This is a genomic window from Terriglobales bacterium (assembly GCA_035573675.1).
Classification (GTDB): Bacteria; Acidobacteriota; Terriglobia; order Terriglobales; family Acidobacteriaceae; genus DATMAB01.
In genome coordinates this window covers 1-12760 of sequence record DATMAB010000002.1, presented here as the reverse complement: position 1 = coordinate 12760, position 12760 = coordinate 1, and the positions used below count along the sequence as shown (strand labels likewise).

The following is a 12760-nucleotide window of genomic DNA, read 5'->3' as shown; positions in this document are numbered from 1 at the left end:
GGCGGGCCGCCGCTACGAGACCCGGGTGATCCCTCTGGGCGTGTCATAGGGTATCGTCATACAGTGCCTCGGCGGCCCGCCCCCTGACCGGTTGCGCCCCCTGCGCGCGCCGCCAGCCGCGCTCATGCGACTCGCGATTCCAATCCGTGCCTTGGCGTTGTTGTCGGCCGTGCTGCTGGCACGGCCGGCGGCGGCCAACTCGCCGCTCGAGACCGGCCAGCAGCAGTTCGCCGCCGGCCGCTACCGGGAGGCCGCCGCCACGTTGCGCGCCGCGGCTGACCGGCAGTCGGGCGACGCCCGCGTGCAGTTCTGGCTGGCCCGCAGCTACTACGAACTGCGCGATTTCGAAAATGCCGTCTCCAGCGCCGAGCGTGCCGTGGCTCTGGAGTCCGGCAACTCCGAGTATCACCTGTGGCTCGGCCGCGCCTACGGGCAGAAGGCCAAGCGCGCCGGCATCTTTTCCGCTTATGGCCTCGCCCGCAAGACGCGCGAGATGTTCGCCCGCGCCATCCAGCTCGACCGGCGCAACCTCGCCGCCTGGCGCGACCTCATCACCTACGACCTGCGCGCCCCGGGCATCGCCGGCGGCGGCGACGACAAGGCCAAGAACGAAGTCGAGGAACTGGAGCGGCTCGACGCCGTCGAAGGCCACCTGGCGCGCGCCGAGTACTGGCAGGACCAGAAGCGCCCCGACCTCGCCGAGGCGGAATACAGGAAGGCTCTCGAGCTCAAGCCCGCCGGCGTCAAGCCCTACTTGGAGATTGCCGAGTTCTACGCGACCCGCCAGAACGGCGCTGCCCTGGAACAGGTCGTCGAGGCGGCCGTGCGCGTGGACGCCCGCGATCCGCGGCTCTTGTTCTTCCGCGCCCTGGCCTACGTCACGCAGAATCAGAAGCTGCCCGACGCCGAACAGCTCTTGAAGGCCTACCTCAGCACCGTCCCGCCGCGCAGCGACCGGCCCTCCCCGGCCGCCGCCCACGAATTGCTGGGAAAGCTCTACGAGAAGCAGGGCAAGCGCCAGGAAGCCGCCGCCGAGTTCAAGGCCGCCCTTCGCCTCGAGCCCAAACGCAAAGGCGCCAGCGACGCTCTTAAGGCGTTGCAACCGTAAGGACTGAGGTCTCGGTTATACCAGACACCTCCCACCGGCCACCTGCCCCCTGTCCTTTGCCGTTTACAATCACCCGCAGGCTTCTTCATGCGCACCACTACGTATCTCTCCATCGCGCTCGGCTTGGCGCTGTTCATCGCCCTCATTGCCTACTACGGCGTGGGTGAACTGGCGGCGGCGGTGGCCACCGCAGGCTGGGGACTGCTTGGGGTCGCGGCTTACCGCTCGGTCACACTGGGCGCAAACACCGTCGCCTGGCGCGTGCTTTTTCCGGCTGCGAATCGGCCGGGATTCGCGGGGCTGTTGCGGCTTCGCTGGATAGGTGAATCGGTCAACAGCTTGCTCCCCGTGGGCCAGGTGGGCGGCGACTTCGTGCGCGCCCGCCTTGCCGCCCGGCAGGGCATCAGCGGCGCTGATGCCGGTGCCAGCACGGTGGTGGACTTCACTCTCGGGTTGGTGACCCAAGTCCTGTTTGCGCTCATCGGCGTAGCGCTGCTCTTGCGCGCCGGCGTGGACGGCCAACAGGGACGTACACTGCTTGTCGGCATCCTGGTGGCGACGCTGGCCGTGGCCGCGTTCTACGCTGCGCAACGACTAGGCCTGTTCCGTGGCATGGCAGGTCTTGTAGGGAAACTGCTGCCCGGACGCGCCTGGCAATCTCTGGCCGGTGACGCCGCCGCATTCGATCGGAGAATCATGGACTTGTATCACAGCCGGCGCCGGGTGTTTCTCGCCGGTTGCTGGCGCATGATCGGATGGCTCCTGCACACGGGCGAGACCTGGCTGGCGTTCTATTTCCTCGGCGTTCCCTCGAGCCTGGCGAACGCCCTCGTGCTCGAAAGCCTGGGCGCCGCAGTGCGCAGCGCCGCCTTTGTCGTCCCGGGTGCTCTGGGTGTGCAGGAGGGCGGATTCGTGGTCCTGGGCCGCACCCTCGGACTTACGCCGGAAACGGCGCTCGCCCTCGCCCTGGTGAAGCGCGTTCGCGAACTGCTGGTCGGCGGCCCCGGTCTCGCCGCATGGACGGTTCTGGAAGGCGAAGGGTTACTGCGACTGATGTCGCGCAAGAGCGAGCAGTCAGCGACAGGCGATCGGCAATAGGCTGCCCCCTCTTGCCGCATCCGGCGCGCGAAACGCGCGGCAGGAATTTAGCCCAGTCCGTAAAGGCTGGGTCGTGTAGGACCAAGGGGCGAGCCCGCGAAGCGCGCGGCCCAACTTCCCGCCGGCGGGCGGGCAAGGCAGGGCAAGGCCCGCGCGGCGGCCTACACATCAGGAGGCGATTCTATGAAGGCTTATCTCGCAACCACCGGCGCTGTCTTTGGACTGCTCGTCGTGGCCCATGTCTGGCGGATAATCGTGGAAGGCCGCCATTTGTTGACCGATCCTTTTTATATTCTCATCACGCTTGCTGCTGCCGCTCTTTGCCTGTGGGCCTGGCGCCTGTTCAGGCGTCTTCCGCCCTAGACGCGACGACGGGCGCTGAGAAAACGACGCTTCCGCCGCGTCCGCCTCCAGGCGCACCATGTCGGCTGAGCATCCCTTAACTTTCAGGCGATCCAGGAATTTTTGCGACGGTGCCCCATGTCTGCGTCATCCTTTTGGACGCAGACGTGGGAATGACCGCTACCCCACCCGGCACACCAAGAGCTTCTCGTTTTCGTAGGGGCACGAAAGGCCGCGAACGCCCGGCTTCTCCAGCACCACCCACGCGACCCCGTACTTGCGCTGGAGCGCCCGGAAATCCTCCGCGCCGAACTGACGCCAGCCGCGCTGGTCTTCGTATTCCTGGCGCCACTGGTAGGCGAGTTCGGGGAACAGGCCCACGACGCCGCGGTCCTTGCCGTAGTCGGCCAGCATGCTGCGCTCGGCCAGCGCGCGGAAGCCGTGATAGTCGGCGCGCGGCCCAAGGTAATCCGGGTCGAGTGCGAACAGCGCGTTGCGCGGCGTGTTGTGCCGGATCCAGTCGAACGCTTCCAGCCACGCGTGCCGCGGCACCCGCCCCGGCCACTCGATGTGCGGGCTGGCTCCGTAATAGAACGAGTAGCCGTAGACCACCGGCGCGGCGATCAGCCCGAAGCACAGCACCCAGCGCAGCGCGTGCCGCCGGAGGAAGCGTTCGCCCAGCCATCCGCCGAGCATGAGGAAGAACACCCAGTAGATGAGGTGGAGCACACGCATGAACTGGATGGGCACGAGGCGCTCCAGTTGCGGCACCGTCGAGACCACCAGAGCCATCACGATGCCCAGGCAGCCGGAAAAGAAAAAGGCGCGGCACACCAGCGCGCGCGTCGCTTCGCCTCGCGGCCGTGCCGAGCGCGCGAACAGCCACAGCGGGATCATGGGAAAGGCTACGCCCAGCCATTCGTACCACGGCCAGCGCAGCGGATAGTGGTGCGTGCGCGTAAGCATCACGTCCCGCCACGCCGGATTCGCCGGCTCCCAGGCGGGAAGTTGGGCAAGGAGCGCAGCCCGCACCGGAAGTCGTGCCCGCAGGGTTATCAGCACGGCAATATGCATGACGCCGAAAAAGGTCATTTGCGGATGCAGTATCCCGGCGAAGGCCAGCCAGGCCAGCGCCCGCGGCTTGCGGTCGAGCACAGCGGTGACCGCGAACAGAATGGCCGCAGTCGCCAGCCCGCGCGGATGCAGGTAACGGTCCTGCATAGGGACCAGCGTACCCGTCGCATGCAGCGGCAGGACGGCGCAGACCATCGTGACCGCCGCCCATTGCGCTGCGGCGCCCGCGAAACATCGGCGCGCCAGTGAAAGGCAGGCTGCGAGCGAGAGATTGGTAGTGGCGAGATAGAGCGCGAACATCGTCCATTCGAGACTCAGGCCGGAGGTGTGCGTCAGCCACGCAGCCATCTCGTCGAACAGCGTGAGCCTGGTCTGGGAGAGAAAGAAAATGGCGTCGAAGGGGTAAAGGCCCGGATCGAGATTCTTCTTAATGGCCGGCAGGTAGATGACCTGATCGTCTACACCCAGGTGATACCCGTGCAGGGCCAGCGCCGCCGCGGTCAGCGCGAGCAGCAACAGCGCGTCGCGGAGCGCCCGGTTCATGGAGCGGCCAATCTATCCGGCTCGAAGCAGAGGCGTCAACGTTTGCTAAAGTAGGGGCCGCGAATCGAGAGGAATGGGCGATGGGAGAGCGGAAGGGAAGCATCCTGCTGACGGGTGGTGCGGGCTTCATCGGCTCGCATCTCGGGGAGGCGTTGCTGCGCGCCGGCTTTCCCCTGACCGTCGTGGATCACCTCGATCCTTTCTATCCCACGGAGTGGAAGCAGGCGAACCTGGAGGACATGAAGAAGTCGGGCCAGTACCAGCTTCACGCCGCCGACATCGCCGACTACGACAGTGTCCGCGAAGCCTTCGCCGCCCGGCCGCCGGAAGTGGTCATCCACCTGGCGGCGCGCGCCGGCGTGCGGCCTTCTATCGAGCAGCCGCGGCTCTACGAGCAGATCAACATCGGCGGGACGCTGGCCGTGCTGGAGCTGTGCCGCGAATTCAAAGTCCGGCGGCTGATCTTCGGCTCGTCGAGTTCGGTCTACGGCTTGGCTCCGGCGCCGTTCTCGGAAGAGCAGCTCGACCTCCGGCCCATCTCGCCCTATGCGGCCACCAAACTGGCCGGCGAGATGATGTGCGCCACCTGGTCGCGGCTCTACCACATGGGCGTCGTCGTGCTGCGCTTCTTCACCGTGTACGGCCCCCGCCAGCGTCCCGACCTGGCCATCCACAAATTCACCGGGATGATCGAGCGCGGCGAAGCCATCCCGTACTACGGCGATGGCTCCACCGGCCGCGACTACACCTACGTGGACGACACCGTTGCCGGCATCCTGCGGGCCCTCAGCTATGTGTCGCGGCGCGAACTGGACGGCGGATTCTACGAAGTCTTCAACCTGGGCAACTCGAAACCGGTGAAGCTCTCGGAGCTGGTCGAGACGTTGGAGAAAGTGACCGGCCGCAAGGCCACTCGCGACCTGTTGCCCGCGCAACCCGGCGACGTGCCCCTGACCTGGGCCGATATCTCCAAGGCGGAACGCGTCCTGGGCTACAAGCCCGCGATCTCGCTCGAGGACGGGTTGCGCCGCTTCGTCCACTGGTATCGCACCGTGAATCCGGAACGCAGAGCGTAGAGACAAACGGAATGCACACTTCGGGATGAAAGGCGAGAAACGAGAAACGAGAAACGAAGGTTCCCTAGTCCCGATCCATGTTAAAGCGCGCGTTCTGGTCCGCCAGCAAACCGAGTGACCAGATCACCAGCCCGCTTACCACGCCCATCACCGCGGTATCGGTGATGTTCCATCGCGTGATGTCGTAGATCAGGTAGGCCAGCCCGGCGATGAACGGCACGCTGCCCAGCGGCAGGAACACGCGCAGCGGGTTGAACAGCGTGATCATGCGCAGGATCTGCACCAGGAATTGGAAGGCATGAGTCGCCCGGATCTTCGACTTCCCGATGCGCTTCTCGTACTCGATGGGTTCGTAGGCCACCGCGTATCCGTTGCACAACAGAGCCAGCGTGATGGAGGTGGTGAAGGAGAAACCGGACGGCAGGAATCGGCGGTAGCGCTCGACCAGCGGGCGGCGGATCACGCGCAGGCCCGAGTTGAGGTCGGGGATGCGTTGCTCGGCCAAATACTCCGCCATGCGCCGCAGGAACCACTTGGCCGGTTGCCGCAGCAGCGGGATGTGCACCTTCTCGCCGGTCCGTGCGCCGACCACCATGTCGTGGTGCGGCGTCAGTTCCAGCAGCCGCGGGATGAAGCGCGTCGGATAGGTGCCATCGGCGTCGGTGATGAGGATCCAGGGATAGCGGGCCGCAGCAACGCCGGCTTTGAGTGCGGCGCCGTAGCCGCGATTGCGCGGCAGGCGGATCACCTGCGCGCCGGTGGACTGGGCGCGCTCGGCAGTTGCGTCGGCCGAGCCGTCATCCACCACGATGATCTCGTAGCGCCAGCCGGTCGGCTGCAGCGCGGCTTCGACCATCTCCACCTCGCGGACAATGGCCTCCTGCTCGTTGAATGCCGGGATGACGACCGTCACTTCGCTGGTGCTGGCGACGGCGGCGAGCGCCGCCTCGGTGGCCGGAGTGACTGCGGTCTGCATCGCTCTCTGTGTAAGGTACCGTTATCGGGCCGCGAGAAGCAAACCCAGCCGCCCATGCGCCCGCGTCCAATCCGCCAGGGCCGAAGCGTGGCTCTGCTATGCTCTCTTTAGGCCCGCCATGTTCACGCCTGAGATCTTCCACGTCGCGCTGGACGCACTGCGCGCCAACAAGTTCCGCGCCTTCCTCACCATGCTGGGCGTGATGATCGGCAGCGCCTGCATCGTGCTGGTGGTGACCGTGGCGCTGACCGGGAAGCGCTACATCATGGCGCAGATCGAGGGTGTGGGCACGAACATCGTGTACGCCAAGCTGGTGCGCGCCGGGCCGCAGGGCATCACGCCGCTCATCGACGAGATCTCGGCCAGCGACATGGAAGCGGTGCGCAACCTGGCCCGCGTCAACGAGGTCGCCGGGACACGCTCCATGATGACCACCGTCGTGGTGGAGGGCATCGAGCGGCCGGTCAGCATGGTGGGCGTGACGGAAGGCTTCCAGCGCATCCGCAACCTCATCGTGGTGCGCGGGCGCTTCCTCGATGCCGATGACATGCGGATGCGCAACAAGGTCTGCGTGCTCACCGAAGAGCTCGCAGAACTCGCCTTCCCTTCGCAGGATCCCATCGGCAAGGTGCTGCGCGTGGGTGAACTCAGGTTCACGGTGGTGGGCGTGTTCCGTGAGCGCGTCTCCACTTTCGGCCAGTCGGAGATCCAGCGCGAGACGCTGGTCATCCCCTTCCCGCTGCTGAAGTATTACAGCGGAACGGACTATCTTTCCGTGCTCTACGCGCAGGCGGCGACGCCCGAAGACGTCACCCTGGTGACGCGCGGCGTGGCCGACGTGCTCGAGCGCCGTCACCGCCCGGAAGCGGTCTACCAGGTGCAGAACCTGCGTTCGCTGCTGGAGGCGGCGGGCAACATCTCGCTCGCCCTCTCCATCGTGTTGCTGGTGGTGGGCTTGATCGCGCTGACCATCAGCGGCATCGGCATCATGAACATCATGCTGGTGACGGTGACCGAGCGCACGAAGGAGATCGGTTTGCGCATGTCCATCGGCGCACACCGGCGGCAGATCCTTTACCAATTCCTGATGGAGGCCCTGATCATCAGCGGCAGCGGGGCGGTGGCCGGGATTGCCATCGCGGTGAGCCTGCCCATCCTGGCCCAGCCGTTCCTGCCGCGCCAGTTGAGCGTGCCCATCTCTTGGGTGTCCGTAGTGCTCTCGTTCGTGGTGACCTGCCTGACCGGCATCCTGTTCGGATACCTGCCCGCCAGCCGCGCCGCCAAGCTGCAGCCCAGCGAATCGCTGCGTTACGAGTGAGAGGCGAAGGCGGCCAGCGCGCGGCACACTTCCTCGGGCCGGGTGTAGTCCACGCGCGGATGATACGGCACCCACTGGAAACGCTGATAGAACAACTTGCCCTCATGCGGCGGGCGTGAGTAATCGTAAGACGCGAGCGGGCGGAACACCTCGCGCTCGATGCGCACGTAATCCAGATTGCCCTGTTCGGATTCGTACAGCGCGAGGAGCACGCGCTTGCGCTGCTGCTCAGAGGCGTCGAGCGCCAACGCCTGCTCCTGGCCGGTGGGCGCAAAGAACTCCTGGCTGCGCACTTGGCCGCCGAAGAAGTTGTACTCGCTGAACTCCCACACAGGAACACGGTCGCGCAGCCGGCTGGCCAGGAAGTTGATGACGTCGTGATCCTGATGGCCGCCTTCGTACGCCGGAGTCCAGAGCATGTCGGCGCGGAGTTCCCCGAGCAGCGAGCGAATAAGTTCCAGGGCCGCAGCGCCGTGCTCCTTCAGGCGGCGGGTAGGAACGTCGCGGAAGCAGACCGGCTCCAGCCCCAGCACTTCGGCGGCGCGGCGAGCTTCGCCCAGTCGCCGCTCCACACGCTGGTGATGCGCGGCGCGCTGCCACGGCCACAAAACCTCGGCCGCGGGCACGCCGGTGGTGAGGAACGCGCCGAAAACGCTCGCGCCTTCGCGCTGCGCGCGCCCGATGGCAGCGCAGCAGCCCACCACTTCATCGTCGGGATGCGGGATGAGGATGAGGATGCGCTGGCCGAACATTGGCGTCAGCTCCACACGCCGCGTTCGTGCGCCACACGCTGCCACACAGGGATCAGATCCTCGAGCAGCACGTCGCGCCACGAGGGCCGTTCCTGTTCGATCCAGCGGCGGGCGGCGGCGCCGATCGCCGCGCGGCGGGGCGCGTCCGAGCAGAGCGACTGGATAGCTTCGGCCCAGACGGCAGGGTCGTCCTCGGCGATGATGAGTCCGTCGCGGCCATCTTCCTTCACGAACTGCGCCGAGCCGCCCGCGCGCGCGACCAGCACGGGAAGGCCTGCGGCTTTGGCCTCGAGCACGACGTTGGGAGAAATTTCGATGCGGGAGGGAAACACGAACAGGTCGGCGCTGGCGTAGAGCCACGCCAGGTCCTCCTGCGGGACATTGCCGGGAAGGCTCGCGTGTGCGCCGAGGGTCCGCCCGATCTCGCCGCGGGCGCGGCCCTCTCCGGCAAAAACGGCATGCACGGGAAGCCCGCGCTCCACCAGCAGGCGAGCGGCGCGCGCCAGGGTGAGCACGCTCTTGACCTCATCCACGCGCCCCACGCAGAGCAGCACGAGCCGGTCTTCGCCAATACCAAACTGCTCGCGGAGACGCCCGCGGTCACGACGCTCCGGATGGAACATTTCTTTGTCGATGCCCCGGCGCAAGGTAGAGACCCGTCCCTCCGGCAGCGCGCGCTGCAGCAGGCCGAGTTCCTCTCCCTGCGAAGCCAGGCTCCAGTCGCAGTACGTGAGATAACGGCGCAACTGCCGCTGCATGCGCGCGGCCACACGTTCGTGCCAGCGCCAACGATCGACTGCGGCAGCGCCCAGCGTGCGGCCCAGCAACTTGCGGAAGACCATGGCCGATTGCTCGCGGGCGTAGGCTACGGTATCGGTGTGGAGCGAGCAGACCAGCGGACGGTTGCGGCTCCGGGCATGGGAAAGCGCGCTCTTCGCCAGAGTAAAGAACGCATCGGTCGCGTGAATCACATGATGATTCGCGAGCGTGCGGTGGAAGCCCGGCCGGAAAGGCGCGAGATCGGTATGATCCACCACGTCACGCAAGAAGCCCAGACGGTTGGTGCCGAAGACGGGCCGCAGCAGGACGAAGCGCGAGTTCTCGGCCAAGGCCGCGATGCCCGGCTGATCCGCTAGGAAATAGACAGTGAGGTCGAGTGCGTCCAGTCCGACGGCGGCTTCGGCCAGCCGCTCCCAACACTTCACGTGTCCGCCGGCAGCGGGATAGCGGAACAGGTCCACCAGCACGCCGACCGACAGCCGGGTTGCGAGCCCTGGGACCACAGGCACTCCGGAGGCTACGCTGGAAGCATCGGATTGGAGCGCCGTGGTGATGTTCGCTCCCGCCTCAGGGGCTAAAGCCCAAGTGGGACTGCATGGGTTCGTCGCGGCTCAAGCCGCGCTCTTTCAAGACTCAGACCCCGGAGCGACCAATCGCTGGCTCTGCCACTACTCCACATACAGCACCAGTTGCGTGCCGAGCGTGACCATGAGCAGCGGCACGGCATAGCGGCCCAGCCACGCCAGGCTGTTGCCCTTCCAGTCGGAGAGGATCTTCGCAACCGAGAGCGTCACGGCCACGATGCCCATCCAGATGTGTTGGGTGTGGATGATGTCCACGTGATGCTTGCCGCGGTGGAACAGCAGCAACATGCCCGCCGTCAGCATGATCCCGTTGAGGATGTGCTTCCACGCCGGATGCTTCAGTTTGCCGGTGCGCCGGAACAACTCGATAAGGCCGAGGGCGATCACCATCACGGAGATGGTCTTGTGCTCCCAGGCGGTGGCGTGGCGCGCCCAGCGCTTGAGCTCGAAGGGAAAGAGTTGCGGGTTGTCGCTGTAAAGGAACACATAGGTTCCGAGGATCAGGAGCGGCATCGGCCACAGGTACTTCACCATGCGGAAGCGCTGCAGGGCGGTGTTCTCGATGTACGCGAACGTGCCCAGCAGAATCACCAGCACGCCCGCCAGGCGGTGGTTGAACAGCGAAACGGGATCAGCGGCGGGCGCGGCGGGCATGGTATGCCCGCTGTGCATGTCATGGGCTTGAAGGACTACCGCTGCCAGAAAGACGAGCCAGTGCATCGGTAAGTTTCCCCGGGCAAAGAGATTTCTCTCCGCGAATCGAACGCGGTAGATTGGCCACGCTCACGACCGCTTCATTATAAAAGATGGCCGGTTGCGGTCCGGGCTGCACTTTGCAGCCTGCGTCCCGGGCGCTAGTCTGTGAGGCAGTGTTCGGGCGCATCCGCAAGACGATCCGGCAGATTCCGCGCGGCCGGGTGGCGACCTACGGCCAGGTGGCGCGTGCCGCGGGTTACCCCGGCGCGGCACGGCAGGTGGTGTGGGCCCTGCACACCTCCCGGGGACTGCCGTGGCATCGTGTTGTGGGCGCCGGCGGCCGCATCCGGCTGCCGGGCGAAGAGGGATTCGAGCAGCGCCTGCGCCTGGAGAACGAAGGGGTGACGTTCGCCGGCAGCCGCGTCCAAATGGACTTGCACCAGCATGAATGGAAGCGAAAGGCACGCCCGGCGAAGCGCCGGTCTCAGCGCGGGCGCCCCCGTAGAACGAGAGGACAGCCATGAGCGAAACCGACGCGGACCGACCGCGCGAAGTGGTGGTCGAGGGAGGCGGGGAGGGGCCGAAGCAGGAAATCCGGATCGGCCCGCACCGCCTAGTGTCCGACGAACCCGCCTCAGCAGGCGGCGCGGACCGCGGGCCCACTCCCTATGATCTGCTGCTGGCGGCGCTGGGGGCGTGCACCGCCATGACCGTTTCCCTGTACGCCCGCCGCAAAGCCTGGGCGCTGGAGAGCGTCCGCGTGCGGCTGCGGCACTTGAAGATCCATGCCGCGGACTGCGAGGAGTGCGAAACGCGTGAAGGCAAGATCGACCGCATCGAGCGCGACGTGGAGTTTCAGGGTTCCCTCGATCCGGAGCAGCGTGCGCGGTTGCTCGAGATCGCGGAGAAATGCCCCGTCCATCGCACACTAACGTCGGAGATCAGCATCAAGACGCGGGAAGTCCAGCAATAGGGAAGCGAAGTTCCAGAATCGACGCCGGAAAGCCACGGTTGACATACAGCCATACCAGTAGTATGGTTATCCATATGAAAACTACGCTCAACATCGACGACACGGTGATGGCTCAGCTGAAGCGCGAGTCGGTGCGTCAAGGGCGAACCATGTCGGAGCTGGTGGAAACGGCGCTGAGGCTGCTCTTTCGATTTCCCAGGAAAGAGGGGCCTTTAGACCCGCTGCCAACGTTCCATAGCGGCGGTGCGCTTGTCGACGTTGCCGATCGACACGCCCTTTACCAGGCCATGGAAGGGCGGTAGGTGCTAGTCGTTGACACCAACATTCTGGTGTACGCTGCCGACGCAGACTCGCAGTTTCACATGCCTTGCCGACAGTGGCTCGACCGGCAGCGAGGACGTGCGGATGCCTGGTACACGACCTGGCCCATCTTGTACGAGTTCCTGCGCATCACGACCCACCCACGAGTGATGCGACAGCCCTGGAATGCGGCCGCGGCCTGGGGCTTTGTCACCGTACTGCTGTCCTCGCCCGGCCTGGGTGTCCTTGTTCCGACGCAGAGACACCCCACGTTGGCCGAACAAGTGATCACGGAGCTCCCGCATCTGGCGGGGAATCTTCTCCACGATGCGCACACCGCCATTCTCATGCGGGAGCATGGAATCCGGCGCATCTGCACACGAGACACGGATTTCCACCAGTTTCCCTTCGTGGAAGTCGTAGATCCAGTCCGACTGTAGGTCAAGCGCGTGGTCGGTCTTACTGCCACAATCCACGGGCACGAAGAATTCGAAATGCCTGGTGGGCCCGCCTGGATTTGAACCAGGGACCAAGGGATTATGAGTCCCCTGCTCTGACCGCTGAGCTACGGGCCCTCTACTTCAATCCCATGCTCTTTCCGGCTGGCACCGGAAGTCAACTTCTGTTGCCGGGTCCCAGGTTCTGATTCCAGGGGTGCTGTCAAGTACAGCTACGCCCCTACATCTTGGGGCTTTCGAGAACCACCGCAATTTCCGGTGGTCCCGTCGCCCGAAGCGAATCTTCCCGCGAGCCGCTGTGGAATGTCAACAAAAAAATTTACCCGGTATCTTTGCGCGCAACCAGGCGCAGCCGCCGCGCCGATGCCGGGGCGTGCTTTCCGTTCAGCGCATCGATGGCCTCGCGGCGAGCTTTGGCCCGAATGTGGCTGTACCGCTCCAGCATCTTCTTCGAAACATGGCCGGCGATCTCAATCACCGTGCGCTCGCTCACTTCAGGGTTTTCCAGCAGGCGGGTGATGGCGTGGTGGCGCAGGTCGTAGGGGCGCAGACCGGGCAGGCCGGCCGCCGTGCGCATGCGATACCAAGCCTTCTTCCAGCTTCCCATGGGCCGCGTCGCGTCGGGCTCAGCGCCCTGGGCACGTGCACGATGCGGCAGCAGATAGTGTTGCGGCTCGCACGC

15 protein-coding genes and 1 tRNA gene are annotated in these 12760 nt (G+C 65.6%); 9 read left to right on the top strand and 7 right to left on the bottom strand.

Annotation, left to right across the window (positions count from 1 at the left end; translation table 11 throughout):
* The first annotated feature begins 151 nt into the window (after positions 1–151).
* From VNK82_00230 to VNK82_00220, 3 genes are all read left to right on the top strand, one after another.
* Entirely contained in the window at positions 152–1108 is a 957-nt protein-coding gene (locus VNK82_00230; GenBank protein ID HXE89369.1) for a tetratricopeptide repeat protein, read from the top strand.
* 87 nt (positions 1109–1195) lie between these two features.
* A complete protein-coding gene (locus VNK82_00225; protein HXE89368.1) occupies positions 1196–2206 on the top strand; it encodes a flippase-like domain-containing protein in 1011 nt (336 codons plus the stop codon).
* Positions 2207–2389: 183 nt separating this feature from the next.
* Entirely contained in the window at positions 2390–2569 is a 180-nt protein-coding gene (locus VNK82_00220; protein ID HXE89367.1) for a hypothetical protein, read from the top strand.
* A 159-nt stretch (positions 2570–2728) separates the two neighbouring features.
* On the opposite strand, the gene VNK82_00215 is transcribed toward VNK82_00220, so the two are convergent.
* Positions 2729–4165: a DUF6798 domain-containing protein gene (locus VNK82_00215; protein HXE89366.1), complete on the bottom strand. Its 1437-nt coding sequence runs from the start codon at positions 4163–4165 to the stop codon at positions 2729–2731.
* An 80-nt stretch (positions 4166–4245) separates the two neighbouring features.
* Here VNK82_00215 and VNK82_00210 point away from each other — a divergent pair, with 80 nt between their 5' ends.
* Complete coding sequence (locus VNK82_00210; GenBank protein ID HXE89365.1) at positions 4246–5241, top strand: GDP-mannose 4,6-dehydratase; 996 nt, start codon at positions 4246–4248, stop codon at positions 5239–5241.
* Between the two features lie 64 nt (positions 5242–5305).
* Here VNK82_00210 and VNK82_00205 read toward each other — a convergent pair whose 3' ends face one another.
* Entirely contained in the window at positions 5306–6217 is a 912-nt protein-coding gene (locus VNK82_00205) for a glycosyltransferase family 2 protein (protein HXE89364.1), read from the bottom strand.
* 118 nt (positions 6218–6335) lie between these two features.
* On the opposite strand from VNK82_00205, the gene VNK82_00200 reads away from it, so the two are divergent.
* A complete protein-coding gene (locus VNK82_00200; protein ID HXE89363.1) occupies positions 6336–7535 on the top strand; it encodes an ABC transporter permease in 1200 nt (399 codons plus the stop codon).
* Here the strand turns inward: VNK82_00200 and VNK82_00195 are convergent.
* The 3 genes from VNK82_00195 to VNK82_00185 form a co-directional block, all read right to left on the bottom strand.
* Positions 7526–8287, bottom strand: coding sequence for a PIG-L family deacetylase (locus VNK82_00195; protein HXE89362.1), 762 nt, complete (start codon positions 8285–8287; stop codon positions 7526–7528). The two genes, VNK82_00200 and VNK82_00195, sit on opposite strands and share 10 nt — an antisense overlap.
* 5 nt (positions 8288–8292) lie before the next feature.
* Positions 8293–9570, bottom strand: a complete 1278-nt coding sequence (locus tag VNK82_00190) for a glycosyltransferase (protein ID HXE89361.1) — start codon at positions 9568–9570, stop codon at positions 8293–8295.
* Between the two features lie 165 nt (positions 9571–9735).
* Positions 9736–10371: a hypothetical protein gene (locus VNK82_00185; protein HXE89360.1), complete on the bottom strand. Its 636-nt coding sequence runs from the start codon at positions 10369–10371 to the stop codon at positions 9736–9738.
* Between the two features lie 149 nt (positions 10372–10520).
* Here VNK82_00185 and VNK82_00180 point away from each other — a divergent pair, with 149 nt between their 5' ends.
* From VNK82_00180 to VNK82_00165, 4 genes are all read left to right on the top strand, one after another.
* Positions 10521–10871: an MGMT family protein gene (locus VNK82_00180; GenBank protein ID HXE89359.1), complete on the top strand. Its 351-nt coding sequence runs from the start codon at positions 10521–10523 to the stop codon at positions 10869–10871.
* Entirely contained in the window at positions 10868–11320 is a 453-nt protein-coding gene (locus VNK82_00175) for an OsmC family protein (GenBank protein ID HXE89358.1), read from the top strand. The genes VNK82_00180 and VNK82_00175 overlap by 4 nt, the downstream gene beginning before the upstream one ends.
* 74 nt (positions 11321–11394) lie before the next feature.
* Complete coding sequence (locus VNK82_00170; protein ID HXE89357.1) at positions 11395–11622, top strand: hypothetical protein; 228 nt, start codon at positions 11395–11397, stop codon at positions 11620–11622.
* On the top strand, positions 11623–12060 hold the full coding sequence (locus VNK82_00165; GenBank protein ID HXE89356.1) for a TA system VapC family ribonuclease toxin: 438 nt from the start codon (positions 11623–11625) through the stop codon (positions 12058–12060).
* Between the two features lie 59 nt (positions 12061–12119).
* Here VNK82_00165 and VNK82_00160 read toward each other — a convergent pair.
* Together VNK82_00160 and VNK82_00155 are read right to left on the bottom strand one after the other, a co-directional pair.
* A tRNA-Ile gene (locus VNK82_00160) sits at positions 12120–12195 on the bottom strand.
* Between the two features lie 202 nt (positions 12196–12397).
* The coding region (locus tag VNK82_00155; GenBank protein ID HXE89355.1) for a tyrosine-type recombinase/integrase at positions 12398–12760 on the bottom strand (363 nt) is incomplete at its 5' end.